Consider the following 21,703-nt stretch of genomic DNA (forward strand, 5'->3'; position numbering starts at 1 on the left):
CGATACTCCTAGTCGATTGTCATTTGAACGATGTTTGCGCCATATTCACTCGGGGGTCCGATGGTATATCCCTCATCCAGTGAAACGTATCTGACGAAAGTTCCGATAATCCCTCTGCAATCGCCAGTGCACCTCGGTGTTCCCGTGTTTCTGAAAGTTTCCCCGGGAAAACTCCACCCATCCACTCTGAAGGCCGCAAAGCTTCCGATGGTGTATGTCGAGCGACTGCCGGTGAGGTCTGCTGCGATATAAACAGGAAGGAGGACCACTGGAGGGGTCCCCGCCCTGATGTCCGCTTCCCATTCGTCCAGGAGGGTCGAACAGATACTGGGGGCCGAAAGGCCGGGATTTCCCTGAGCAAGGTTGCCGTTGATCTCCGCACCGCATTCGCCTGGCTCCTGATCCAGCCAGCCGAAACCGCCCGGAACGTCGGCACCCGATGGGGTGCGTGACGGGCACTTTTCTGGATCCACTCCTCGGTCGCTTCCATGGAGTCGGAGGAGTTGGCGCGCGCCGTCGATGCGGTCCTCGACCTGACAGCGAGACACTGTGGCGGGAAACGGGGCGGGGCCCCTTGTCGGCCCGCCCCAGCGGGCGCTGGCGCGCGCTCCGACTTCGGCCGAGGGAATTCCGAGGACGTTGGCGAACAAAAGCGAAACGCTATTGTCGGGGGCGCCTAGTTCCTCGGCGCTGGTGGTCACCCTTACTCTGCCGTCGGAACGGTTGAGCGCGATCTGTCGCACGTTGGTTTGGCCATCTGGTGCATTGTCGTTCGCCAGTCGATTTGCAATTGGAGAAGCAGTTGAACAATCAGCGGCACTTGCGTTAAGCGCGCACTTCTGCGCCACGGCCAGTGCGCCGGCGTCAGCACTGTTCTGAAGTTGGGCCCGCTCTGCATAGAGGAGGCCTACGTCAATGACAATGGCGGCGAAACCCAGTAGGACAACCATCAGGAGGGCCAGCATGACGCTGACTGCACCCCGCTCCGACTTCCCTGGTGCATCTAGCCGCCGCACAGCATGACTCCTTCTCCGGTCAAGGCAAACGGTCCGGCGATTCCGGTGATGGTGTCCAAGGTGTAGGTGATTTCCACTCTCGCTGTTGCGCCGGTGGCGCAGCCTGTTAGCGGGAGGACCGTAACATTCGTTGCAGCGATTCCAGGCCTGAGATTTGGGTCTGCATTAGTGGCAGCATTCACGGCATCTGCTCGAACATTTGAAATGGCCATGACGCGAACCGCTTCACGAGCAGCTTGGGTCAGAACGATTTGGGTGTTATAGGCGCGGCCGAATTCGATGATGCCCATGAGTATCAGGAGAAGGACGGGCAGGAGCAGGGCAAATTCAACCGCGACAGCGCCGCGTTCTTGTAATCTGCTCACCCGGTAACCCTTTCATCGTGCGGACTGGTCCGAAAATGAAGGAATGGTGGAGGCATTAGCCACCACCATTCCTTCAAGTTGAGGAGCTTACGGAGCCGCGGGGAGCTGACCGGAGACGCCGGTGAAGAGCGCCGCGAGCTGATCGCCGAGAGTGCCAACAATGACGATGATGGCGACGGCGATGAGGCCGACCATGATCCCGTACTCAACGGCGGTGGCGCCGGATTCTTCGCGGCTGAGGCGGTTCTTGACGGTGAAGCCAAGGGTCTGAAGTGATGCAAAAAGGTGAGTCATGAGTACTCCTGATGTGGAAGGACGGCTGGTGTGACGTTTGTTGCTGGTGTTGCAGTTGTGTCACTAGGAATGTAACAAGCGAAACCCGCCGATACCACAAAAAATTCAAATCCTGCGGGAACACTTCGATTTACCGGCGTTTCGTGGGTCTGAAGGTGCGCAAAAACTGCGTTTTGACCGTTAGTGAGCGTCCGGAGCGGTCCGGCGCTTGCTTGAGCGCCGCGCCTACTTCGGACGGGCGGCGAGGGCCTCCGCCAGGGCGGTCGCCGAGGAAGCGCTGCTGTTGATGCGCCAGTCGGTTTCCTTGTTGTAGTTGAACCAGACCATCGCCGTCACATCGGGCTGGGCGGAGAGGTAGCTGACGAGGCTGCGGTTCCAGGCGGCCTTCGATCCGCCGGCTTCTGCCGAGGCTGTCTCGGAAATCAGGATCTGCTTGCCCGGTGCAAGGCCGCGCAGCTGCGCCAGTCCGTCGCCGAACAGCGCCGACGGCTCAACCCAGCTGCTCCAGGCCGCCGAGGTGCCCCAGTTGTAGCCATCGAGGGCAACAGCGTCAACGTAACCCGCCCCCGGATACAGCCCCTCAAGCGGCGTCGATCCCGTGTAGGGGACGTTCGGATTCCACACCCACGTCACGTTCGAGGCGCCGGTGGCCGCGACGACGTCGTGAACGTGGCGCCACGCGGCGGCGTAGTCGCCCGCACCGTTGCCGTTGACTCCCTCGGCCCAGGGGTACCAGTTGCCGTTCATCTCATGGCCGAACCGCAGCATCACCGGGTGTCCCCACTGTGCCAGCGCTGTGCCCCACTGGCGCAGGTATTCGTCGTGGTCGCCGGCGGTGATGCGGTCGAGCGAGTACAGCGGCTGGTCGATGCCTCCACCCCAAGCCCACGGTTCCCAGGTGAGCAGGGTCTGCGCGCCGCGGCCGCGGACGGCGTCTAGCTCAGCGAGCGGCGGGGCCTGATGGAAGTCCTTGTAGGAGAGCACGATCGACGGCGCCTCCCCGGCAAGCATTGCGGCTTCGTCCAGCTCGGCCGAGGCGGCGGGACCACCCGGCGTCCCCACGCCGAAGCGCAGCGGCGCGGGACTGATCTGCGGCTTGCCCGAGGTGACGGTGAAGGTGGCCGACGCCGACGTCGTGCCCACGGCTGCCCGGATGGGCACAGTTGGCCCTTCGTTCGGGATGGCCACTGTCGCCGAAAAAGCCCCGGAAGTGGTGGTGGCGAACGCCATTACGGCTGAGCCCGCCGTGAGCATGCCCTTAGCGCGCTTGGGGAAACCCACTCCGGTGACCTTCAAGGGCGTCCCTGCCGGACCGGAGGACACGCTCAGCGTGATCGTGGCTGCCGCGTGGGCGGGAGGGACGACGGCGAAGGTCCCCACCAGGACTGCCGTGATTCCAATAATCAAGGCAGTAAGAATCCGGCGCATTGCAGACCGTGGAACAGGCGAAATGGGCAGGTCGGGATAAGGGAGAGGAAGCATGGCTGAGACCTTTGCTGTCGGTGGCCCGGCTGACCGCTTGGGTTCCGTGGCTTTGCGTCACCGGCTCGCACCGGGTTTGCCTTTGTCGAGAAGGGAAACACCCCGGGCCGTACAGCGAGCGCGCCGACCGGTGGGTGCCCTACCCATTATCCGGAGGAACCTTCGGGGCATCCGCAGGAATTGCGCAGGATTTACGCAGGAGCTTCGTGTCCCTCCGGCGGGTGCCGTTCAGGGATCCCAGTGCGTGATGTCGTAGGTGAGGTACGCGAACTGCGCCAGGTGCTCGACCTCGCGCAGCGACAACCGGTCCGACTCGATCCTCCGCGGCAACAGCGGGGCACCGCCTGTCAGGGCAACCGGTGCGACCGCCAACTGCACCTCAGTGAGCAGATCGTCGTCGTAGAACTGTCCCGCCAGTTCTCCGCCTCCCATAACCCAGATATCCCGCTCGCCCGCGGCCTTGACGATGTCGGGGAACACATCGGCAGGCCTGCCGCTCACGAAGCGGATATCAGCGCCGTCCGGCGCCGGGAGGGTTCGGTGGGTGAAGACGAAGGTCGGCCGGTCCCCGTGGAACTCCCGCCACCTGCGGGGCTTTTCGAGGATGTCCTCAACCGTAAGCATCCACTCGTAGGTCGCAGCTCCCTGCACAAGTACGCCGATGCTGTCCAGGAAGTGGCCCTGATGCTGTGGTTCGGGCTGGTTGACCGCGAAGAGCCAATCGAGGGACCCCTCTTCGTCGGCGATGTAGCCGTTCAGAGAGGTAGCGGTTCGATAGATCGTCCTTGTCATGGCGCGCCTGTCCCTTCGGTCGGGTGCGCTCAGACTAACCCTTCGGGCGGTGTTACGGGACTGTATGACACCAGTGCAGTTGCTCGCCCTCGCCGGGCCTCGATAAGCTGACGCATCATCACCATCTGGTCGGTGTAGTGAACGACCATATTGCCTGAATCACCAGCCGGGCTTGCTGCACTGCAGAGGGCCCAGCGGCGCCCCCGAATCGAGCAAGCCATGCCTGAAAGACCCCGCTGTATGCATCCCACGATCCGCAGGGGCCGGCCCGCGGCGGGAACCCCGGGCGCTGGGGCTGCCCCGGCCTGCAGGGCGCACACCTCATGAGCGGGCAGATCCGGTTTGACTCGGCAGTGGGCCGCTGGGTTCTTGTCGCAACCATTCTTGGGTCCGCCCTTGCGGGCATCGATGCGACGGTCGTGAATATTGCCCTGCCGGCCATCGGTGCGGATCTTCAGGCCGATTTCGCCGCACTGCAGTGGACGATCAACGCCTACACGCTCACCCTCGCGGCTTTCATTCTCCTCGGCGGTTCCCTGGGCGACAGGTTCGGCCGGCGGCGCGTGTTCCTCATAGGCGTCGTGTGGTTCGCGACTGCCTCGCTCCTCTGCGGGCTCGCACCGAACGTCGGAACGCTGATCGCCGCCCGTGCCCTGCAGGGGATCGGCGGGGCGCTGCTCACGCCCGGCAGCCTCGCCATGATCCAGGCATCGTTCGTGCGTGACGACCGCGGGCGCGCCGTCGGAGCGTGGTCGGGCCTCGGTGGTGTGGCAACCGCCATCGGGCCGTTTTTGGGCGGCTACCTCGTCCAGAGTGTTTCGTGGCGCTGGATCTTCCTCATCAACGTGCCGTTGGCTGCCGTCGTCGTCGTTCTCGCGCTCCGCCACGTGCCCGAAACCCGGGATGAAGACGCGTCCGGATCCCTTGACATCAGCGGTGCGGCGCTCGGAGCCCTCGCCCTCGCCGGCACGACCTACGCGCTCATCGAGGCCCCGGCGCAGGGTTGGTTCTCCCAGCCGGTCCTCATCTCGGGGCTGCTGGGAGTGGCCGCGCTGGTGGCCTTCTTCGTCAACGAGGCGCGGTCCTCCAACCCGATGCTCCCGCTGGCTCTGTTCAAGGAGAGGCAGTTCTCCGCAACCAATGCCGTGACCTTCCTGACGTACGCCGCGTTTGGGGGTGTGTTCTTCCTGCTCGCCGTCCACCTGCAGGTGGTCAGCGGGTATACGCCGCTTGCCGCCGGCGTGGCGCTGCTCCCGATAACCGTGCTGATGCTCCTGCTTTCGGCGCGGGCCGGCCAGCTCAGCGCCCGCATCGGTCCGCGGCTCCCGATGTCGCTTGGCACGGCGACCTGTGCGGCCGCCGTGGTACTGATGCTGCGCATCGGTGAAGGCGCTTCGTACATTTTCGACGTGCTTCCCGCTGTCATCGTCCTGGGTCTTGGACTTTCCCTGCTCGTCGCGCCGCTGACGTCGACCGCGCTCTCCGCGGTGCCCGAACGGCAGGCAGGCATGGCCTCGGGGGTGAACAACGCCGTCGCGCGCGCTGCGGCGCTCATCGCTGTGGCGGTTATACCGGCGTTTGCGGGGATCACCGGCGAGGCCTACCTTGATGCCTCCGAGTTCAACGACGGTTTCCAGATGGCGGCGTGGACGTGCGCGGTGATCCTGGTTGCCGCAGCGATCCTGTCCGCCGCGACCATTCGGAATGACGGCGTGATGATCGAGCGCAAGGATGAAGCGGTCTCGACCCTGCACCACTGCGCGGTCGACTGCCCGCCGGCGGGAACCGCTGCGGCCAGCCGCGGGTTGCACGACGACGACTAGGCGCGACTCAGCGGCCACACCCCGGGGCGTCAGGCGGACCGGGCGCCCGAGGCGAGGAACCGGGTGTTTCCGGTTGCGGCAATGAGCTTGTGCATCGCCGAATTCAGCACCTCAACCTCCTCCCGGGTGATCCCCAGCCGCTCCATCATTGCCGGGGGAACCGCCGTCGCCTGCGTGCGGAGGGCCCGGCCCGACTCGGTGAGGGCGACGTCCATCGCACGCTCGTTGCCGGGGACCCGCTTCCGGGTGATGAAGCCGAGCATCTCCAGCCGTTTCAGCATCGGGGAAAGCGTTGCCGATTCCATCGCCAGGGCCTCGCTGAGTCCGCGGACCGTCCGGGGGCTCTTCTCCCACAGTGCCAGCATCACCAGGTATTGCGGGTGTGTCAGGTTGAGCTCCTCGAGCACCGGCCGGTAGGCGTTCACAACGCTGCGGGAAGCAACGGACAGCGCAAAGCAGAGCTGGCGGTCAAGCAGCAGGTCATCGTTGTCGCTCATCGCCTTCTTCCTCCATTCATCGACGCTCTATATCTTAGCGTGCTAACGGTTCACGCTGGAGGCCGATGAATGGTGCCGGGGCGCGGGTGTGGGAACGAAACGCGCGACGCCGCAGGGCGGCTCAGTGGCGTCCGTCAGGCCAGACGTCGTCGCCGTCGAGCAGCGAGGTTTTCTTCCGGACATGCTGGAGCAGGGCGTCGGGCTGGAGCATGCCCTCAAGTGCCTGGGCGTTGTCGGCGATTGCCGCTTCGAACGCTTCCGCCGTCGATGTGACGATGGTCCGCGCCCAGCCGCTTACCTGCCCGGCATCCAGCCCGTTGGCTTCGGCGAGCTGCTCCCAATGGATCCTCCGGATGGCGGCGGGGCGCCGCTCGCCGCCCACGGCCAGCGAGAGCCGTGCCCTGTCGCTGGCCGGACCCGTCTTCGAGTACGTCGGGAAGGTGTCGGAGCGCATGCCGTACAGCGGGGCGAGCCGCACCTCGGTGCCCGAGAGCATCAGGGAAAAACTCCGTGCGGAAGTGTGGATTCCCCAGATGGCCCACGTGAATGCGAGGGCTTGAAGAAAGGCCCGGACATCCTGCTCCGGTTCTGAGGAGAACCTGGTCAGGTGCTTGAGGATGTCCGGGGTTCCCGGTCCGGGGTGCTGGTAATGTTCCCTGCCCGGATCGTGGCTGAGGCTTTGGCAGAAATTCTCCTGGTGGATCCTGCCCACGGTGCCGTCTGCCGCGCGCACGCGGTCGTACCGCTGGATGACCAGCGCCCGTCGCTCGCCGAAGCTCATCACTTCCGGCCGCGCCGCGGCCAGGCCCAGCCTGCGGGCGGCGCCCAGGGTCAGCAGCTCGTTCACCTCGCCCTCGCCGTCCGGGGAGGCAAACGGTTTGAAGATATGGGTGGAGGGCATCCGCTCCGACGGTGTCCACCACCGGCCTTCGCCGTCCTGGTGCAGGGCGAACTTGCCGGATCTGCCGCCGAGGCTGAACCTTCCTGCCCCGCCGGGATCCTGCCAGGCGGCCGGATCCTGTTCAAGCACGCGCAGGCGCCCGGCAATATCCTCACCGCTTACGGGAACGCCCGCCGCGGCGGCGTCCTCCGGGCCCGCCTTCTGGAATGTCACGGCTCCGGCAAGGTCGCCCCCCGTGTGGGCCAGGAGCCCGAACGGGTTGCCGGGGGACACCCCGAACTGGTGCGCCCACCGATCCAAAATGTCGCTGCTCTCCGGAAGAAGTCCCCACAGGTAGGGGTCGACGACCTTATGCTCGTGCGGTTCCTCCTGCAGCGGCATGGCAAGCGAGAGCGGGGTGGCGCCGTCGTTGGCCAGCCACGCGGGGTCGTATTCGAAGTAGTTCTGGCCGCCGGCGCTCTCCCGCAGCACTCCCATCGGCTCGCCGTTATGGAAGGCTTTCAGCTCTTTCATCGGGCCTCCGCAGCGTGGGGTTCCTCAGGTCGAAGCGTCGAGCTCATACTGAACTGCCTCCTCGGCGTGAAAGCAGCCGGTGGGACCGAATTATTTCTACACCTGCCCGTGCGCCGTTGACCAGCACCTGCCTGGGAACATGACGGCAGGGGTGTGCCGAGGAACGGCTGGCGTAATGTACGGCCTTTCCGCGAAGGGCAGGCCCGCCCGCGGACCGGGAGTCTTAGACTTTCGTACCACGCGAGGCAACAGCACAGCCGCAGGAACCCCACCTTCCGCAGAGCCGAAAGGTGATCGGCTTCGGTTGTGTGAAGGGTTGCCGCCGGCGCTCGAACGAAAACTGAACCAACTTTAATTCCACCAGTTCAGGGAGGCTTGCCGTGACTGCTGCTACTTCTGGTCTGCACCATGTGACTGCCATTGCGGGGGACCCGCAGCGCAATATCGATTTCTACATCCGCGGACTTGGCCTGCGCCTGGTGAAGCGGACAGTGAATTTCGATGATCCGGGAACCTACCACCTGTACTACGGGGACGAATCGGGCAACCCGGGCTCGCTGCTGACCTTCTTCCCGTGGAAGGGGGTCCCGGGCGGCCGGGTAGGGGCCGGGCAGTCGACGACGACGGCCTTCTCGGTGCCCCAGGGCACCCTGGGCTGGTGGCAGGAGCACTTCAAGGACCTCGGCGTGGACTCGGTGATCTCGGGAACCTCCTCCGAAGAGGAGCGCCTTTCGCTGCGGGATCCGGACGGGCTGCAGATCGACCTGGTGGCCTCCTCCCTTGAGGATCCGCGGGATCCGTGGGATTCGGCCTCGGTTCCGGCGCAGTACGCGGTGCGCGGGCAGCATTCCTCGGTGCTCACGGTCCACGATCCGGCCGGAACCCTTGAGACCCTCACCCAGGATTTGGGGATGAGCGTGCTGGGTGAGTCGGAGGACCGCTACCGGCTCTCCACGGGCTCGGGGGAGCCCGGCACCGTTGTCGATGTGCTCGTGGATCCCCGTGTGCAGAACGGCCTGGTGGCCGGTGGGACCGTGCACCACGTTGCCTTCCGCGTTCCGGATAAGGCCACCCAGGAAGTGTGGAGGACCGAACTCGTCGGGCGCGGCTATGCGGTGACCGAGATCCTTGACCGGCAGTACTTCACCTCGATCTACTTCCGCGAACCCGGCGGAACCCTGTTCGAGATCGCCACCGACACCCCGGGCTTCGCCATCGACGAGCCCCTGCTGGAACTGGGCCGTGGCCTGAAGCTGCCGCCGTGGCTCGAACCAAGCAGGGATGCGATCGCCAACGCGGTGGCCAAGCTGGACCTGCCCGAGGAAAACAACCCCGCCCTCACCTCCCCCTGACCCCTCGCTCCCGCCGCCGGGCAGCACGGCCGCTGCCCGGCAGCCGCCACCTGTGAGCAGGTGAGGGCCGGGCCCAACCCAAAGGACGACCGCCATGACCGCAACCCCTTCCTCATCCGGGCATCCGTGGCCGCATGTGTTTGATCCCGGCACCGACCCGGGGGCCCCGGTGCTGCTGCTGCTCCACGGCACCGGCGGCACCGAGGAGGATCTGGTGCCCCTGGCCCCGCGCCTGGCCCCCGGCGCCGGAATCCTCTCCCCCCGCGGACCGGTCCGCGAACACGGCCTGAACCGGTGGTTCCGGCGCCTGAGCGAGGGCGTGTTCGACACCGCCGACGTCATCACCCGCGCCGGGGAACTCACAGCGTTCCTCACCTGGGCCCGGGACGCCTACCACCTCACCGGACGCAGGGTCATCGCGGTGGGCTTCTCCAACGGGGCCAACATCGCCCTGGCCACCGCCCTGCTCCACCCCGGGGCCCTGGACCGGGTGGTGGCCTTCTCCGGCATGCACCCCCTGGACGGGCACGCCCCCGACACCGACCTGACCGCCACCGCCATCGCCCTCTACAACGGGGCCGCGGACCCCATGGCCCCCCAGGCCAGCGTCGAACGCCTCACCGCCGACCTCAAGGCCCGCAACGCCACCGTCCACCGCACCACAAGCCCCGGCGGACACGGCATCAACCCCGAGGACATCATCCAGGCGGCCGCATGGATTGCGGAGCACTCCGACGCCGGGCGCACCGAGAAGCCGGCCTAGCGCCGCGCGGCCGGAAAGTTACAGCGGAGAGTTTAGCCACAGCGGAGGGAGCCGCGGCTGGCCGGCAGTGCGTCGGCGTCTTCGGCGCGCCCCGTCCGACACGCCGTATTTGCGGGCCTGCCACCGCCGGCCGGTTACCTCGGTGGATCCGCGCGGACAGGGGCCGGAGGGCCCCCGAACGGGCTCCCGTCGGCGGTCGGCGTAAACTGGGTATCTGCGGACAAGTTGTTGCCACTCCGGGCGCTGCCCGCTAGGAGGCTGAATTGGTACAACGTATGGCGGATCCCACCTATCGGGCGCAGCAATGGGAACGGCGCTACGACCCTAACATCGAAGACGTCAACCGGCTGTGTGATTCGCTGAGCGCTTCCAAACCCGGCTCGACCGTCCCCTATATCGACCCGGCGCACGACGTCGACGGCTGCAAGATTGTCAGCCTTTTCTCGAGCCCCGGCTCCTCGCTTTCGTCGGGATTCGTCTCCTTCGAGAACGAAGATCCCGCTTCGGTGCGGATCGCGGAAATCTATGAGTCCGCGGGCCTTCGTCCAGAGCAGGTCATGCCCTGGAACGCCTATCCGTGGTTTGTCGAAGAGGGCAAGGAGCGGGCGCTCACCATGGAGCAGATCACCGACGGCGTGAAGCCGCTGCTCAGTTTTCTCCAGCAGGTGCCAAGGGCGTCCGCCCTTATCGCCCACGGCGCTGACGCACACAAGGCGGCGCGCAGGCTGATGAAGCTCGAGAACCGGGCCATCTACAAGCGCGGCTTCAAGATCTACGAAGTCCGCTCCACCAGCGAACGGGCATTCAAGGGCACCCCCGCCAACCAGGAACTCTGGCTCGCCGAAATCCACGCGGCGTACACAGATGCCATGGGCAGGGCCGGAATCCGCCAGCGCCAGACGATCTAGCGCGCCCCGGCGGTCCGGAAGCCCGCGCCCGCCTGGGCAGGGGCTTACTTGATGCTGCTCGGGTTGAAGGGCACAGCAGCGCGCTGAAATGTCGGAGGCGGGCGATAGCGTTGGATACCCGACGTCGTCAGCCAAGGAAGCGCATGATCGAGCCGAACAAGCTCCTGCAGATCAGCCGGATCTATATCGAGCCCGCCGCGGCCGAGCTCCCACGGGGTCGGGAGATCCTTGCCCGTTGGCCTCAGGCCGAGGTGGTCGAGGTTGCCAGCCACTGGCGCATCCCGGAGCTCAATGGCGATGAAGCCAATGTGCGCCGGTGGGTCAGGATCAAGACCGAGGCCCTCGTCGTGGGGGTCAAGAAGTCGCTGACGGCCAAGCCCAACGGGCGCTCCGCCGATTTCATCGCGCCTTCCACGGCGAACGGATGCGCGATGGCGTGCGCCTACTGCTACGTCCCTCGGCACAAGGGCTACAGCAACCCGATCACCGTCTTCGCAAACATCGAGCAGATCAGCGCCTACCTTGAGCGTCATGTCGCGAAGCAGGGCATGAAGCTCGAGCCGAACCAGTGCGATGACTCGGCGTGGGTGTACGACATCGGGGAGAACAGCGACTGCTCGGTGGACGCGCTGGTCAGCGACAACGTCAAAGACCTCGTGAATCTGTTCCGGGAACTTCCCACAGCGAAGCTGTCCTTCGCCACCAAGTACGTCAACCGCGACCTGCTGTCCTGGGATCCGCAGCACCGCACCCGCGTCCGGTTTTCCCTCATGCCGGAGCGGCTCGCCCGGACCGTTGATGTGCGGACGGCCCCCGTTTCCGAACGCATCGCCGCGATCAACGACTTCGTTGAGGCCGGCTATGAAGTCCACGTCAACTTCTCCCCGGTGATCATCACCCCCAACTGGCGGGCGGAGTGGCGCGAGCTCTTCGCCCAGCTCGACGCGGCCCTGACCCCCGCCGCCAAAGCCCAACTCGCGGCGGAAGTCATCTTCCTCACCCACAACCAGCAGCTCCACGAGGTGAATCTTGGATGGCACCCGCAGGCGGAGGAGATTCTCTGGCGCCCCGACCTCCAGGAAGTGAAGCGTTCAAGCAACGGGTTCACCAACGTCCGCTACATTGCGTACGAGAAGCGGGGCTACCTCGACGACTTCCTGCAGGATGCACGTCACGCCATTCCCTACTGCCGCATCCGCTACGCCTTTTGAAGCCTCATCGATACGAATTTCCTTGTAGGCCCGGCCGGGCGGCCCTACAATCAATTCACACTTCCGAGTTCGAGGAGCGCCCGCCGGCGCCAGCTTCAACGCCTCATCCCACCACTTCCAACGCCTCATATAACGCCTCACACCACAGCCATACCCCGCGTTCCGACCGAAGGGGACAATCCCACCATGACACCCAGGCCCCAGGCAGATAACTCCCGCGCTCCCGGACAGTCCAGGTACCAGCGCGCTGCGAGCCCACTGCGCAATCCCGAATCGAACAAGTTCCTCCGCGACCTCTCGGCCCGGAGGCATCAGGCGATGCGCAGCCTGACAAGCCGTATTCAGTCAGGGCGGCGCACCCCGCCGGTCTGAGCCTCGACGCCGCCGTTCCATCCGGGCTGAGCTGTGCGCGGCTCGGTCCGGACGGAATGGCTGGAGCCTAGAAGGAGATTCCCGACGGCCTGATGCTCAGCGTCTCGATCGTCGATTCGCGGGACGCATCAACCGCAAGGCGCACGGCCTTGGCCACCTGATCGGGCTGGATCCACGCCGCTGGGTTGTACTCCTTGCCCTCCAGCGCGTGCAGTTCCCGCTGCATGTCCGTGGCGACGCGCCCGGGATGGATGGAGCTGACCCTGACCCCGTTTGGGCGTTCTTCCTCGCGCAGGGCGTCGGTGAGCGCGCGAAGGGCGAACTTCGTTCCGCTGTAGGCGGCGGAGCCGGCGCCCGAGCTGTAGCCGGAGCCTGAATTGATGGCAATGACCTGCCCGCCGGCCGTCCGCAGGGCGGGAAGCAGCCGTTTGGTCAGGTCCGCGACGGCGAAGACGTTCACTTCGAAGCTTTCCCGCCAGTCGTCCCCGCCCAGATCCGCCACCCTGCCTCCGCGGAGGATTCCGGCTGAGTGGATAAGGACGTCGAGGCGTTCGATCCCGGCGCAGGCCCGTTCCACTTCATCGCTGTGCCGGAGTTCGGCGACAAAGGGCTCGGCCGAGGAAAAATTCGATGCCTGGTCCTGCAGGGCGGAGGCGTCCCTTCCGCCAAGGAAGAGGTGATGTGTCGAGGCGAGTTCGGCCGCGATGGCGCGCCCGATTCCGCGCGAGGCGCCCGTAATGAGGGCAACGGGGAGTCCGGTCATGCTTCACCATAACAATCGAGCGTCAACTCCTGCTCCATTGAAGACGCCCGCCTTCTGCGGGCCTAACATAGACGCACCAGTTGTGCAACCCTAAGGTGGTGTGGAATGAAAGAAATCCGCAGGACCCGCACGATTCCCGCCGCGCTGGCCGCTCTTGGCCTCACCGCGGCGCTGGGGCTGGCCGGTCCGGCCCCCGCCTCAGCCGCCTACTGCGGCATTACCTGGGGCTCGCAGGCCAAGACCGCTCCGGTCACTCGTACGGCTCCAATCACCAACGTGCGCGCAGGGCAGCACCAGTGCTTCGACCGGATGGTGGTCGACATCTCCGGACGTGCCCCCGGCTACCGGGTGTCGTACGTTCCGAGGGTGTATGCCCCCGGGTCCGGCGCCGTAATCCCACTCCGCGGACAAGCGGACATCCAGGTTGATGTCCATGCCCCCGCCTACAACGACAGGGGACAGGCGACCTACCGTCCCGCCAACCGCAAGGAGATTGTAAATGTGAACGGGTACCGGACCTTCCGGCAACTCGCCTACGCGGGAAGCTTCGAAGGTTCGACCACCTTCGGACTCGGGGTCCGGGCGCGGCTGCCGTTCCGCGTTTTCACCGTGGCAGGGCCGGGCAACGGCTCCCGCGTGGTGATCGACGTCGCCCACCGGTGGTGACGCCGGAACCTAGCTGACACCGGCACTTCGAACGGCACGCCCGGGCGCCCAAGGACCCCGGGCGTGCTGCTGCCCGGGCCCCGGACGGATTGAGCCTCAGGCCGTGGTGACCTGCCCGGCGTCAACCGCCCAGCGGGTGTCGAGCCGAACGTTCTCAAGCATCCGGCGGTCGTGCGAGACGAGGAGCAGCGCGCCCGTGTAGCTTTCCAGCGCCTCCTCGAGCTGCTCGATGGCGGGCAGGTCCAGGTGGTTCGTTGGCTCATCGAGCACCAGCAGGTTCACGCCGCGCGCCTGGAGCAGGGCCAGCCCCGCGCGGGTGCGTTCCCCGGGGGAGAGCGCGCCCACCAGCGCACCCGTCTGGTCGGCCTTGAGTCCGAACTTCGCCAGCAGGGTGCGCACTTCCGCCTGGGTCAGCTGCGGCATCGCCCTTTCGAAAGCCTCGCCCAAGGGGGCGTCCTCGGCGAGCTGGCTCCGCGCCTGGTCGATCTCGCCGACCGAAACGCTCGCGCCGAGGGACGCACTTCCGGAACCCGGCGCCTCGTGCCCCAGCAGAAGACGCAGCAGGGTCGACTTGCCGGCGCCGTTGGGCCCGGTGATGCCGATGCGTTCGCCTGCGTTGACCTGCAGCGATACCGGCCCGAGGGTGAAGCTTCCGTGGCGGGCCGTTGCCTGGTTCAGGGTTGCCACAACTGAGCTTGAACGGGGAGCCGAACCGATGCTGAACTGCAGCTGCCACTCCTTCCGCGGCTCTTCGACCTCGTCGAGCCGGGCAATGCGCGACTCCATCTGGCGCACCTTCTGGGCCTGCTTCTCCGATGACTCCATGCTCGCCCGGCGCCGGATCTTGTCGTTGTCAGGGTTCTTCTTCAGGGCGTTGCGTACGCCCTGCGAACTCCATTCCCGCTGCGTCCTTGCCCGTGCCTGGAGCTCCGACTTCTTCTCGGCGAACTCGTCGTAGGCCTCCCGTGCGTGACGGCGTGCGACGGCGCGTTCCTCGAGGTACGCGTCGTAGCCGCCGTCGTAGACCGAAACCTTGTTCTGGGCGGAGTCCAGCTCCACCACGGTGGTCACGCACCGGGCCAGGAATTCGCGGTCGTGGGAGACGAGCACCACCCCGCCGCGCAGGTTCGTCACAAACGCCTCGAGGCGCGCGAGCCCGTCGAGGTCAAGGTCATTGGTTGGCTCATCCAAGAGCACCATGTCGAAGCGGCTGAGCAGCAGCGCGGCGAGGCCCGCCCGGGCGAGCTGCCCGCCGGAAAGGCTCGTCATCTCCGCCTCGGGGCCGACGGTCAGCCCCAGTTCGGCGAGCACCGCCGGAATCCGGTCGTCAAGGTCGGCGGCACCCGAAGCCAGCCAATGGTCAAGGGTGGCGGCGTAGCGGTCCTCGGCGGCTTTGGTTCCCGTGACAAGCGCGGCAGCCGCATCCTCCATCGCGGTGGTGGCAGCTGTGGCTCCGGTGCGGCGGCCGAGGTAGGCGGCCACCGTCTCACCCTGGATGCGTTCGTGCTCCTGGGGGAGCCACCCGACGAATGCGTCGCCCGGGGCGCGGTTGACGGTCCCCGCCGACGGCGCGCTTTCACCCGCGAGCAGGCGCAGGAGGGTCGACTTCCCCGCGCCGTTGGGCCCCACCACCCCGACGACGGCGCCCGGGGCCACCGTGAGGTTGAGCCCGGAGAAGAGGGTGCGGTGACCGTGGCCGCCTGAAAGGTTCTTGGCCACGAGAGTTGCAGTCATTGCCCCAGTTTAGAAGCAACGAGCGGCCGGCCGTGACGGAGCGCCCCTGCGGGAGGCCGCCCGCGGGCTTCGACGCTCTCCGCGGCGGCGTGTGCCCTCGCCGGTAGGATGGGCGGATTCCAAGCGATCCCCTCGAGAGGCAAGACGTGAACACCGTATACGCCCTGCACGAGAATCCGGAGTGGTTCCCGCCGTTCGCCCGGGCCTTCGAACAGGAGGGCGTTGAGGTGGTGGAATGGCTCCTCACCGACGGCGTCCTTGACCTGGGGGCAGTGCCGCCCGAGGGCATCTTCTGGTCCCGTATCAGCGCCTCGGCGCACACGCGCGGCCACGCCCTGTCCAAGGATTACGCGCGGGCGGTGTTGTCCTGGCTCGAGGCGCACGGGCGGCGAACCGTGAATGGCCGGCGCGTGCTTGAGCTTGAGATGAGCAAGGTCGACCAGCTCACGGCCCTCAAGGCTGCCGGCATCGAGACGCCGCGCACCGTCGCCGCGGTTGGACGCGGGCGCATCCTCGAGGCGGCGAAGACCTTCAAGCTTCCCTTGATCCTCAAACACAACCAGGGCGGCAAGGGGCTCGGCGTGCGGAAGTTCGACTCACATGCCGAGCTTGCCGCCTACGTCGACTCGGAGGCCTTCGAGGAGCCCCAGGACGGCATCACCCTGGTCCAGGAGTTCCTCCAGGCCGCGGAGCCGTTCATCACGCGCGTAGAAATCGTGGGCGGAGAGTTCATCTATGCGATCAAGGCGGACACCGCCCGGGGCGGTTTCCAGTTGTGCCCGGCCGACGCCTGCGCCATCGACCCGGTGACCGGCAGGCCGATCACGCCGCCCGGGGCAACGATCGCACCGGAGCCCGGCCAGCAGCTGTTCAGCCTTCGGGAGGGCTTCGACCATCCGATCCTTGAGAGGTACGTGGAGTTCGCGCGCAGGAACTCCATCGAGGTGTGCGGGATCGAGTTCATCGAGACGGTCGACGGGCGGGTTGTGACCTACGACGTCAATACGAACACCAACTACAACGCGGCCGTTGAGGCCTCTGCGCCGACCTCCGCGCCGCGTGCCCTGGCGCGCTACCTCGCCGGCGTTGCCGCCGGAGACAACGAGCCAAGCCTGGCCTAGGGTGGAAAAACAGTCCAAGGAGGGTAGGACATGGCCAAGCCCAAGAAACCCGCGGCCGAGGAACTGCCGAGCACGCTTCAGCGGTCGGGGAAACGCGCCCAGGATACGTTCGCGAGCACGCTTGAGTCCGCCGAGGAACAGTACGGCGACGGCGAGCGGGCCCACCGGACGGCGTTCGCCGCGCTGAAGCACACGCACGAGAAAGTAGGCGATCACTGGGAGCCGAAGGAGGAGTACGGCCCGTCGGACCCGCAGGCCGAAGGCGGCGCCGATACGTCCCGCGCGACGGCCGGGGGTGTTGACGCCAACGCTTCAAAAGCCCACCTTTACGAACTCGCGAAGCGGCTCGATGTGCCGGGCCGTTCGTCTATGACGAAAAGCGAGCTGGTTGACGCCCTCCAGAAGGCCAATGAGAGGGAGTCCCGCCGGGCCCGCGGGAAGTGATCCGGCCGGGCCCGGCGCCCCTGTTAAAGGCCGTAGTAGTCGCTCAGCTGCCGTTCCTCGTCAGCCGAAAGTTCCTTATCGCTGGCTACGTCGGGGGAGTCGGTGATGACGTCCCGGGTCCAGCCCAGATGGAGGTCGGACCCTTCAAGGCGGGACCCGGCGAGCGGAACGAAATGCTCGCGGGTGTTGAGCAGCCCCAGGGAGACGGTCACCCACCCCGGCGCTCCCGAAGACTTCTCCAGATGCACCTCGTTGACGGCGCCGAGCTTGGTGCCCTCGCTGTCCCAGGCCGTTGCCTCCTGCAGCTCATTGATTTCCAACTGGGCCATCATCGGTTCCCTTCGTTTTCTCCAATTCCAGCCTAGATGCGCGGGAACGGCAACGAAGTGGCGCTTAGGCGTTGTCCGCAGCCTCGCCGAGGAGCGGAAGGAACTTGTCCAAGGCCCATGGCAGGCTCAATGGGCTGGCCGCCGAAATGGACAGGGTGAGGGTTTCGTCGCTGTCGGCCACGAGCGCGCCCATCTTCACGGCAGGAATCTGAGCGAGCAGGGGATCGCTCCCAATCGCTTCCGCCGTGGCGGCGTCGGGCACATAGGTTACGAAGATGTCCGACTTCAGCTCCTCCGCCCGTTCCGTGGACCAGGGGATGAAGAACTCCTCCGAGCCCTTGGTGTTCTCGGTGACGACATCCGCCTGCATCATGCCAAGCTGCGACAGGAAGCGGGGCCGGTTGTCATTGGCCGTGTAAATGCTGATTCCCTCCGCGCTCTTCGGTGCGAGGGTGCCGTAAATGAAGCTCTTGCCCTTTAGTTGCGGATATTCGGCGGCCGCCTTCGTGATTGCGGATTCGGTGTCCGCCACGAGATCCTCCGCCCGGTCCGACAGCCCCAGCGCCTTTCCAATGATGCGCGTCGAATCCTGCCATGAGGTCCCGTAGGCAACCTCGGGGTGGGCGACCACCGGGGCGATGGCGCTAAGGGTGTCGTAATCCTCCTGGGAGAGCCCCGAGTAGGCGGCGAGGATGACGTCGGGATCAGTCGCGGCGATCTCGTCGAAGGCGATGCCGTCCGTTTCGGAGTACTGGGCCGGGGCGTCCTCGCTGCCGATCGGAGCGTTCAGTTCCTCAAGCTTGGCGTCCTTCCACGGCGTTGACTCGTTCTCGTTGCCGCCGTAGGAGTCGGCAGGCATTCCCACCGGAACCACCCCGAGGGCCAGCGAAACGTCGGCATTTACCCAGGCCACCGTTGCGACGCGTTCGGGCTTCTCCTCGAGGGTCGTTTCACCGAAGGCGTGCTCGATGGTGACCGGGAAAGCGTCTGCGGCACCGGCGTCATTGCCGCCGGCTGCGGCAGCCCCTCCGTCTGCAGGCCCCGTGGAGCATGCGGTGAGGGAAAGTGCTGCGGCGGCTGCGACGGCCATGAGGGCACGCACGCGTGAGGGGGCCATGGTGGTCCTTTACTTCTGGGGATCCTGGACTCAGGAGTGAACAGAAGTAAGGCTAGCCTAAATTCAATGCCATTACGAAATGCTTTTGTGCCGTTATTGCGAGGTTAGACGAGCCCCACGATGTAACCGACGATAAAGAGAATGAAGAGGATAACAATAATCCCGATGAGGACAAGCCAGATGCGGGAATAACCCTTGGCCGGCCCGCTTTCCGAGTGGCCCTGCTGCCACGTGGTGCTCGCCTCGCCGGGCGGGGTCTCGCCTGGAGGCACGCCGCCGCCGGGCTCGAGGCCGGTGATGTTGTCCTTTTCCGGATCGGGGTTCTGAGCGGACATGTCTTCCTCCGGTTCGGTCGCTGCGTAGTGCATTCAACAGTACCCCGGTGACCATAAGTCTGCTTAGCTTTTGCTGCGGTTCCTCAGGAGGGGTTGTCAGCCGTGTCCTGTTGCGGCACGCGCCGCGGCGTCCAGGACATCGTGATTGTCACTCCGTCTTCAATCTCCTCGACAAAGAGGTGAAGGTCCTCCCCGAGCAGCGCTTCGTGCTCAAACTCGTCGCCCGCCTGTGTCGCCATTTCCCCGAGCCGGCAGATGGTGACCGCCATTGCCCGTCCCCAGTCCTGGGGATGCTTACTCGTCGATTTCTCGGTAGCTGTGAATTTCCGGTCGGATGCAAGCATGTTTCTCCCTCATTCGTGGTGTAGGACGAGCCCCCTGCCACTCTTAGGTGGGCCCATTTTATCAGCCGCGTCTTCGTCGGACCCGCGGATCCGGTGCGGTTGACAAGATGTGAATGGCGTTTGACAGCTTCAGCCATGCAGTCCGGCGCGGGCAGCCTGGCCGATGACGGCGCTGTAGGTGGGGTAGGCGAACTTGACCCGTGCAAGGGTGGCGAGGTCGGTGCCGGCGGCCATTGCGGAAGCCACGGCCTGGATCACCTCGACCGCGTTTTCCCCGACGGCGTGGGCTCCGAGGATGAGCTCCCGGTGCCTGTCGATCACCAGCTTCAGGAACCCCTGTTCCCGGTCGTCGATGATCGGCCGTTCCGCGGCTGCGTAGGGAACGAGGACGGCATGGCATTCAGCGTCGCGCTCCCGCGCCTTTTCCTCGGTAAGTCCCACTCCCGCGTAGTCGGGGTCGGTGAACCCGCCCTCGGGCAGCAGGTGATGCGGGGTTGTCCGCTGCGCCTCGAGAACTGCGTTCTCGGCAGCCGTCTCACCTTCGAAGACCGCGGCCTGGACGAGCATGCTCGAGCCGTTGGCGTCACCGGCAACGAAGATGGATGGAACGTTGGAGCGCAGGTACTCATCGACGGGCACCGCGCGCCCGTTGGAAGCCACCCCGGCCGCCTCAAGGTTCAGCCCCTCAAGATTTGCGGGCCAGCCGGCCGCCATCACGACGGCGCCCACCTCCCTCTGCTGCTGCCTTCCACCGCTGCGCCAGGAGATCGACAGGGCATCACCGTCGCGCGCAAGGCCGTCGATGCCGTCGATGCCGGTCTCCACGGTGACACCCCGGGCGGTGAAGCCCTCAGTGACCGCCGAGGCCACATCGGCATCTTCGGTGAGGAGGATCCGGGGAGCAACGTCGAGCAGGAGCACCTCCGAGCCAAGGGCGTTGAAGATCGTGGCAAGCTGCGCCCCGGTGTGCCCACCGCCGATGACGGCGACTGCGGAGGGCAGTTCGGGAAGGGAGAGAACCTCATGGGGGAGTACCGCGAGCTCGGCTCCGGGGATGGGAAGGCGGCGGGCGTTGCCGCCGATGCAGAGAATGACCTTCGCCGCGCTGACCTCGCGGCCGTCGACAAGGAGCGTGTGTTCCCCGGTGAACTCGGCCTGCCCCGTGAGCAGGTCGATGCCGAGGCGGTCGAGTGCCGCGTCGTAGCCCTTGGCCCGGAGCACCCGGTCGACCGTGGAACGGACGCGCTGGACCGTCTTTTCCCAGTCGACCGAAGGCTGGACCACAACGATGCCGTAGTCGTAGGCCGTGCGGACCTCGCGGAACAGCCTCGCGGTTTTCGCAAGGACCCTGGTGGGCACACATCCCGAGTTGACGCAGGTTCCGCCAAGGGCCGCGCGCTCGACGACGGCCGTGCGCGCCCCAAGTTCCGCGGCCCGCGTTGCCGCCGCCATGCCCGCCGGGCCGGCCCCAATCACGAGCACATCGTAGGTGTAGTCCATGCGGTGCTCCCTGGGGTGGCCGGCCGGTATGCGTCCCATCCTTTACCGGATCACCCCGCGGCTCAAGGGCAATGACGGAGCGCTGCGGCGCGAGTAGGCTCGAAGGGTGACCACCATCCCCGCGACGCAGCCGGTGATCCGGCAAACCGCACTGAACCTGATCCCTGCCATCGCCATCGCTGCGGCGGGTTTTATTCTGTTCGGGCTCGGGCAGCGGGTGCCCGGCTACCTCCTGCTCGCTGTCGCGCTCACGGCCGCGGTGTTTATCAGCAGGGCGCTGTTCAAGGACCTCGCCCTCGCCACCCTGGGCATCGTGGTGATCAGCACGGTGCCGATCACCACCGACATCAGCATCGACCACATGGCGGTGATGGGCACGGCGATGATCATCGCGGTTGCCCTCCCGTACGCGCTGTCCCGGTGGGTCTTGCGGGACAGGGCCATCCGGTTTCCCGTGCTCACCGGGCAGAAGTGGTCGCGCACCGAGCGCTGGTACCTCGCCGCCGTCGTCGTCATTGGCTACCTCGTGCTTCCGGTGTACATGATTCCCACCGGCGTGTACCAGAACTGGCCGGCGGCCAGTGAGGCTGACACGGTCTTCCGCCTGTTCCTTGGCACGAACGTCCTTGGCATCTGGGACGAACTGTTCTTCATCTGCACGATTTTCACCCTGCTGCGCCGCCACCTGCCGGAATGGCAGGCGAACCTGCTCCAAGCGGTGGTGTTCACCTCGTTCCTGTGGGAGCTGGGGTTCCACTCCTGGGGCCCCTTCCTCATCTACCCCTTCGCGGTGATTCAGGGATGGATTTTCGCGCGCACCAAGTCGCTCTCCTACATCGTGAGCGTCCACCTATTGTTCGACTTCGTACTCTTCCTCGTGCTCCTCCATGCGCACAACCGGAGCTTCCTCCCGATTTTTCTCTACTGATCCGGAGCCTTTCGTCAAGTGCGGATATGGTGGCGCGCGCCTCCGGTTCCTGCCGCAGTGAACCCGCCCGGTGGAGCGACTAGGGTGGTTCTTACAGCCCGCAGTGCGGGCCGGGATGCCGCTCCATGGGGGC

At 65.9% G+C, this 21,703-nt stretch carries 23 protein-coding genes and 1 riboswitch; of the genes, 9 read left to right on the top strand and 14 right to left on the bottom strand.

The annotated features are described in order from the left end of the window. Nucleotides 1-8: 8 nt before the first annotated feature. The 5 genes from AC4D14_RS05365 to AC4D14_RS05385 form a co-directional block, all read right to left on the bottom strand. A complete protein-coding gene (locus AC4D14_RS05365) occupies nucleotides 9-1,016 on the bottom strand; it encodes a pilus assembly protein TadG-related protein (protein ID WP_490900569.1) in 1,008 nt (335 codons plus the stop codon). Continuing rightward, nucleotides 1,004-1,381 carry a TadE/TadG family type IV pilus assembly protein gene (locus AC4D14_RS05370; RefSeq protein ID WP_490900570.1) on the bottom strand — a complete coding sequence of 126 codons (378 nt, stop codon included), beginning with the start codon at nucleotides 1,379-1,381 and terminating at the stop codon, nucleotides 1,004-1,006. The genes AC4D14_RS05365 and AC4D14_RS05370 overlap by 13 nt, the downstream gene beginning before the upstream one ends. 87 nt (nucleotides 1,382-1,468) lie before the next feature. Then, complete coding sequence (locus AC4D14_RS05375; RefSeq protein ID WP_490900571.1) at nucleotides 1,469-1,675, bottom strand: Flp family type IVb pilin; 207 nt, start codon at nucleotides 1,673-1,675, stop codon at nucleotides 1,469-1,471. Between the two features lie 225 nt (nucleotides 1,676-1,900). After that, entirely contained in the window at nucleotides 1,901-3,103 is a 1,203-nt protein-coding gene (locus AC4D14_RS05380) for a glycoside hydrolase family 26 protein (RefSeq protein WP_490900572.1), read from the bottom strand. Between the two features lie 70 nt (nucleotides 3,104-3,173). Beyond that, nucleotides 3,174-3,248, bottom strand: a riboswitch (cyclic di-GMP riboswitch). Nucleotides 3,249-3,385: 137 nt separating this feature from the next. Next, nucleotides 3,386-3,949, bottom strand: coding sequence for a dihydrofolate reductase family protein (locus AC4D14_RS05385; RefSeq protein ID WP_490900573.1), 564 nt, complete (start codon nucleotides 3,947-3,949; stop codon nucleotides 3,386-3,388). A gap of 323 nt (nucleotides 3,950-4,272) precedes the next feature. Here AC4D14_RS05385 and AC4D14_RS05390 point away from each other — a divergent pair, with 323 nt between their 5' ends. Further along, complete coding sequence (locus AC4D14_RS05390) at nucleotides 4,273-5,772, top strand: MFS transporter (protein WP_490900574.1); 1,500 nt, start codon at nucleotides 4,273-4,275, stop codon at nucleotides 5,770-5,772. Nucleotides 5,773-5,801: 29 nt separating this feature from the next. Here AC4D14_RS05390 and AC4D14_RS05395 read toward each other — a convergent pair whose 3' ends face one another. Both AC4D14_RS05395 and AC4D14_RS05400 read right to left on the bottom strand, forming a co-directional pair. Then, nucleotides 5,802-6,269 carry a MarR family winged helix-turn-helix transcriptional regulator gene (locus AC4D14_RS05395; protein WP_490900575.1) on the bottom strand — a complete coding sequence of 156 codons (468 nt, stop codon included), beginning with the start codon at nucleotides 6,267-6,269 and terminating at the stop codon, nucleotides 5,802-5,804. Between the two features lie 121 nt (nucleotides 6,270-6,390). Beyond that, the gene (locus tag AC4D14_RS05400) at nucleotides 6,391-7,683 is read right to left on the bottom strand and encodes a HipA domain-containing protein (protein WP_490900576.1); all 1,293 of its coding nucleotides are present in this window, start codon (nucleotides 7,681-7,683) and stop codon (nucleotides 6,391-6,393) included. Nucleotides 7,684-8,093: 410 nt separating this feature from the next. Here AC4D14_RS05400 and AC4D14_RS05405 point away from each other — a divergent pair, with 410 nt between their 5' ends. The 4 genes from AC4D14_RS05405 (at nucleotide 8,094) to AC4D14_RS05420 (ending at nucleotide 11,917) form a co-directional block, all read left to right on the top strand. Further along, nucleotides 8,094-9,035: a ring-cleaving dioxygenase gene (locus tag AC4D14_RS05405; protein ID WP_490900577.1), complete on the top strand. Its 942-nt coding sequence runs from the start codon at nucleotides 8,094-8,096 to the stop codon at nucleotides 9,033-9,035. Nucleotides 9,036-9,129: 94 nt separating this feature from the next. Continuing rightward, nucleotides 9,130-9,798 carry an alpha/beta hydrolase gene (locus AC4D14_RS05410; protein ID WP_490900578.1) on the top strand — a complete coding sequence of 223 codons (669 nt, stop codon included), beginning with the start codon at nucleotides 9,130-9,132 and terminating at the stop codon, nucleotides 9,796-9,798. A 275-nt stretch (nucleotides 9,799-10,073) separates the two neighbouring features. Further along, nucleotides 10,074-10,706 (top strand): uracil-DNA glycosylase family protein, encoded by a 633-nt coding sequence (locus AC4D14_RS05415; RefSeq protein WP_490900579.1) that lies wholly within the window; start codon nucleotides 10,074-10,076, stop codon nucleotides 10,704-10,706. Between the two features lie 146 nt (nucleotides 10,707-10,852). Beyond that, nucleotides 10,853-11,917, top strand: coding sequence for a spore photoproduct lyase family protein (locus tag AC4D14_RS05420; protein WP_490901509.1), 1,065 nt, complete (start codon nucleotides 10,853-10,855; stop codon nucleotides 11,915-11,917). Nucleotides 11,918-12,356: 439 nt separating this feature from the next. Here the strand turns inward: AC4D14_RS05420 and AC4D14_RS05425 are convergent, their stop codons facing one another. Further along, a complete protein-coding gene (locus tag AC4D14_RS05425; RefSeq protein ID WP_490900580.1) occupies nucleotides 12,357-13,052 on the bottom strand; it encodes an SDR family oxidoreductase in 696 nt (231 codons plus the stop codon). A gap of 105 nt (nucleotides 13,053-13,157) precedes the next feature. Here AC4D14_RS05425 and AC4D14_RS05430 point away from each other — a divergent pair, with 105 nt between their 5' ends. Then, a complete protein-coding gene (locus tag AC4D14_RS05430; RefSeq protein WP_490900581.1) occupies nucleotides 13,158-13,718 on the top strand; it encodes an AMIN-like domain-containing (lipo)protein in 561 nt (186 codons plus the stop codon). Between the two features lie 96 nt (nucleotides 13,719-13,814). On the opposite strand, the gene AC4D14_RS05435 is transcribed toward AC4D14_RS05430, so the two are convergent. Beyond that, on the bottom strand, nucleotides 13,815-15,452 hold the full coding sequence (locus AC4D14_RS05435) for an ABC-F family ATP-binding cassette domain-containing protein (protein WP_490900582.1): 1,638 nt from the start codon (nucleotides 15,450-15,452) through the stop codon (nucleotides 13,815-13,817). A gap of 146 nt (nucleotides 15,453-15,598) precedes the next feature. Between AC4D14_RS05435 and AC4D14_RS05440 the strand changes: the two genes are divergently transcribed. Both AC4D14_RS05440 and AC4D14_RS05445 read left to right on the top strand, forming a co-directional pair. Further along, the gene (locus AC4D14_RS05440; protein WP_490900583.1) at nucleotides 15,599-16,573 is read left to right on the top strand and encodes an ATP-grasp domain-containing protein; all 975 of its coding nucleotides are present in this window, start codon (nucleotides 15,599-15,601) and stop codon (nucleotides 16,571-16,573) included. 30 nt (nucleotides 16,574-16,603) lie between these two features. Continuing rightward, nucleotides 16,604-17,017, top strand: a complete 414-nt coding sequence (locus AC4D14_RS05445; protein WP_490900584.1) for a ChaB family protein — start codon at nucleotides 16,604-16,606, stop codon at nucleotides 17,015-17,017. Between the two features lie 23 nt (nucleotides 17,018-17,040). On the opposite strand, the gene AC4D14_RS05450 is transcribed toward AC4D14_RS05445, so the two are convergent. The 5 genes from AC4D14_RS05450 to AC4D14_RS05470 form a co-directional block, all read right to left on the bottom strand. Then, the gene (locus AC4D14_RS05450; RefSeq protein ID WP_490900585.1) at nucleotides 17,041-17,346 is read right to left on the bottom strand and encodes a PRC-barrel domain-containing protein; all 306 of its coding nucleotides are present in this window, start codon (nucleotides 17,344-17,346) and stop codon (nucleotides 17,041-17,043) included. 64 nt (nucleotides 17,347-17,410) lie between these two features. After that, entirely contained in the window at nucleotides 17,411-18,463 is a 1,053-nt protein-coding gene (locus tag AC4D14_RS05455; RefSeq protein ID WP_490900586.1) for an iron-siderophore ABC transporter substrate-binding protein, read from the bottom strand. 104 nt (nucleotides 18,464-18,567) lie between these two features. After that, complete coding sequence (locus AC4D14_RS05460; RefSeq protein WP_490900587.1) at nucleotides 18,568-18,798, bottom strand: DUF6480 family protein; 231 nt, start codon at nucleotides 18,796-18,798, stop codon at nucleotides 18,568-18,570. Between the two features lie 83 nt (nucleotides 18,799-18,881). Further along, nucleotides 18,882-19,142 (bottom strand): hypothetical protein, encoded by a 261-nt coding sequence (locus AC4D14_RS05465; protein WP_490900588.1) that lies wholly within the window; start codon nucleotides 19,140-19,142, stop codon nucleotides 18,882-18,884. 129 nt (nucleotides 19,143-19,271) lie between these two features. Continuing rightward, on the bottom strand, nucleotides 19,272-20,642 hold the full coding sequence (locus AC4D14_RS05470) for a dihydrolipoyl dehydrogenase family protein (protein WP_490900589.1): 1,371 nt from the start codon (nucleotides 20,640-20,642) through the stop codon (nucleotides 19,272-19,274). 106 nt (nucleotides 20,643-20,748) lie between these two features. Between AC4D14_RS05470 and AC4D14_RS05475 the strand changes: the two genes are divergently transcribed. Further along, complete coding sequence (locus AC4D14_RS05475; RefSeq protein ID WP_490900590.1) at nucleotides 20,749-21,570, top strand: CPBP family glutamic-type intramembrane protease; 822 nt, start codon at nucleotides 20,749-20,751, stop codon at nucleotides 21,568-21,570. Nucleotides 21,571-21,703: the final 133 nt, after the last annotated feature.

The sequence above is a fragment of the Arthrobacter sp. TJ-254 genome, assembly GCF_058269175.1.

What these genes read in the sequence shown, in the direction of transcription:
- AC4D14_RS05415 (WP_490900579.1), top strand. Translation starts at nt 10,074, where the DNA reads ATGGCGGATCCCACCTATCGGGCGCAGCAATGGGAACGGCGCTACGAC.
- AC4D14_RS05395 (WP_490900575.1), bottom strand. Translation starts at nt 6,269, where the DNA reads ATGAGCGACAACGATGACCTGCTGCTTGACCGCCAGCTCTGCTTTGCG.
- AC4D14_RS05380 (WP_490900572.1), bottom strand. Translation starts at nt 3,103, where the DNA reads ATGCGCCGGATTCTTACTGCCTTGATTATTGGAATCACGGCAGTCCTG.
- AC4D14_RS05450 (WP_490900585.1), bottom strand. Translation starts at nt 17,346, where the DNA reads ATGGCCCAGTTGGAAATCAATGAGCTGCAGGAGGCAACGGCCTGGGAC.
- AC4D14_RS05430 (WP_490900581.1), top strand. Translation starts at nt 13,158, where the DNA reads ATGAAAGAAATCCGCAGGACCCGCACGATTCCCGCCGCGCTGGCCGCT.
- AC4D14_RS05375 (WP_490900571.1), bottom strand. Translation starts at nt 1,675, where the DNA reads ATGACTCACCTTTTTGCATCACTTCAGACCCTTGGCTTCACCGTCAAG.
- AC4D14_RS05425 (WP_490900580.1), bottom strand. Translation starts at nt 13,052, where the DNA reads ATGACCGGACTCCCCGTTGCCCTCATTACGGGCGCCTCGCGCGGAATC.
- AC4D14_RS05465 (WP_490900588.1), bottom strand. Translation starts at nt 19,142, where the DNA reads ATGCTTGCATCCGACCGGAAATTCACAGCTACCGAGAAATCGACGAGT.
- AC4D14_RS05390 (WP_490900574.1), top strand. Translation starts at nt 4,273, where the DNA reads ATGAGCGGGCAGATCCGGTTTGACTCGGCAGTGGGCCGCTGGGTTCTT.
- AC4D14_RS05460 (WP_490900587.1), bottom strand. Translation starts at nt 18,798, where the DNA reads ATGTCCGCTCAGAACCCCGATCCGGAAAAGGACAACATCACCGGCCTC.
- AC4D14_RS05455 (WP_490900586.1), bottom strand. Translation starts at nt 18,463, where the DNA reads ATGGCCCCCTCACGCGTGCGTGCCCTCATGGCCGTCGCAGCCGCCGCA.
- AC4D14_RS05400 (WP_490900576.1), bottom strand. Translation starts at nt 7,683, where the DNA reads ATGAAAGAGCTGAAAGCCTTCCATAACGGCGAGCCGATGGGAGTGCTG.
- AC4D14_RS05435 (WP_490900582.1), bottom strand. Translation starts at nt 15,452, where the DNA reads ATGACTGCAACTCTCGTGGCCAAGAACCTTTCAGGCGGCCACGGTCAC.
- AC4D14_RS05410 (WP_490900578.1), top strand. Translation starts at nt 9,130, where the DNA reads ATGACCGCAACCCCTTCCTCATCCGGGCATCCGTGGCCGCATGTGTTT.
- AC4D14_RS05445 (WP_490900584.1), top strand. Translation starts at nt 16,604, where the DNA reads ATGGCCAAGCCCAAGAAACCCGCGGCCGAGGAACTGCCGAGCACGCTT.
- AC4D14_RS05470 (WP_490900589.1), bottom strand. Translation starts at nt 20,642, where the DNA reads ATGGACTACACCTACGATGTGCTCGTGATTGGGGCCGGCCCGGCGGGC.
- AC4D14_RS05385 (WP_490900573.1), bottom strand. Translation starts at nt 3,949, where the DNA reads ATGACAAGGACGATCTATCGAACCGCTACCTCTCTGAACGGCTACATC.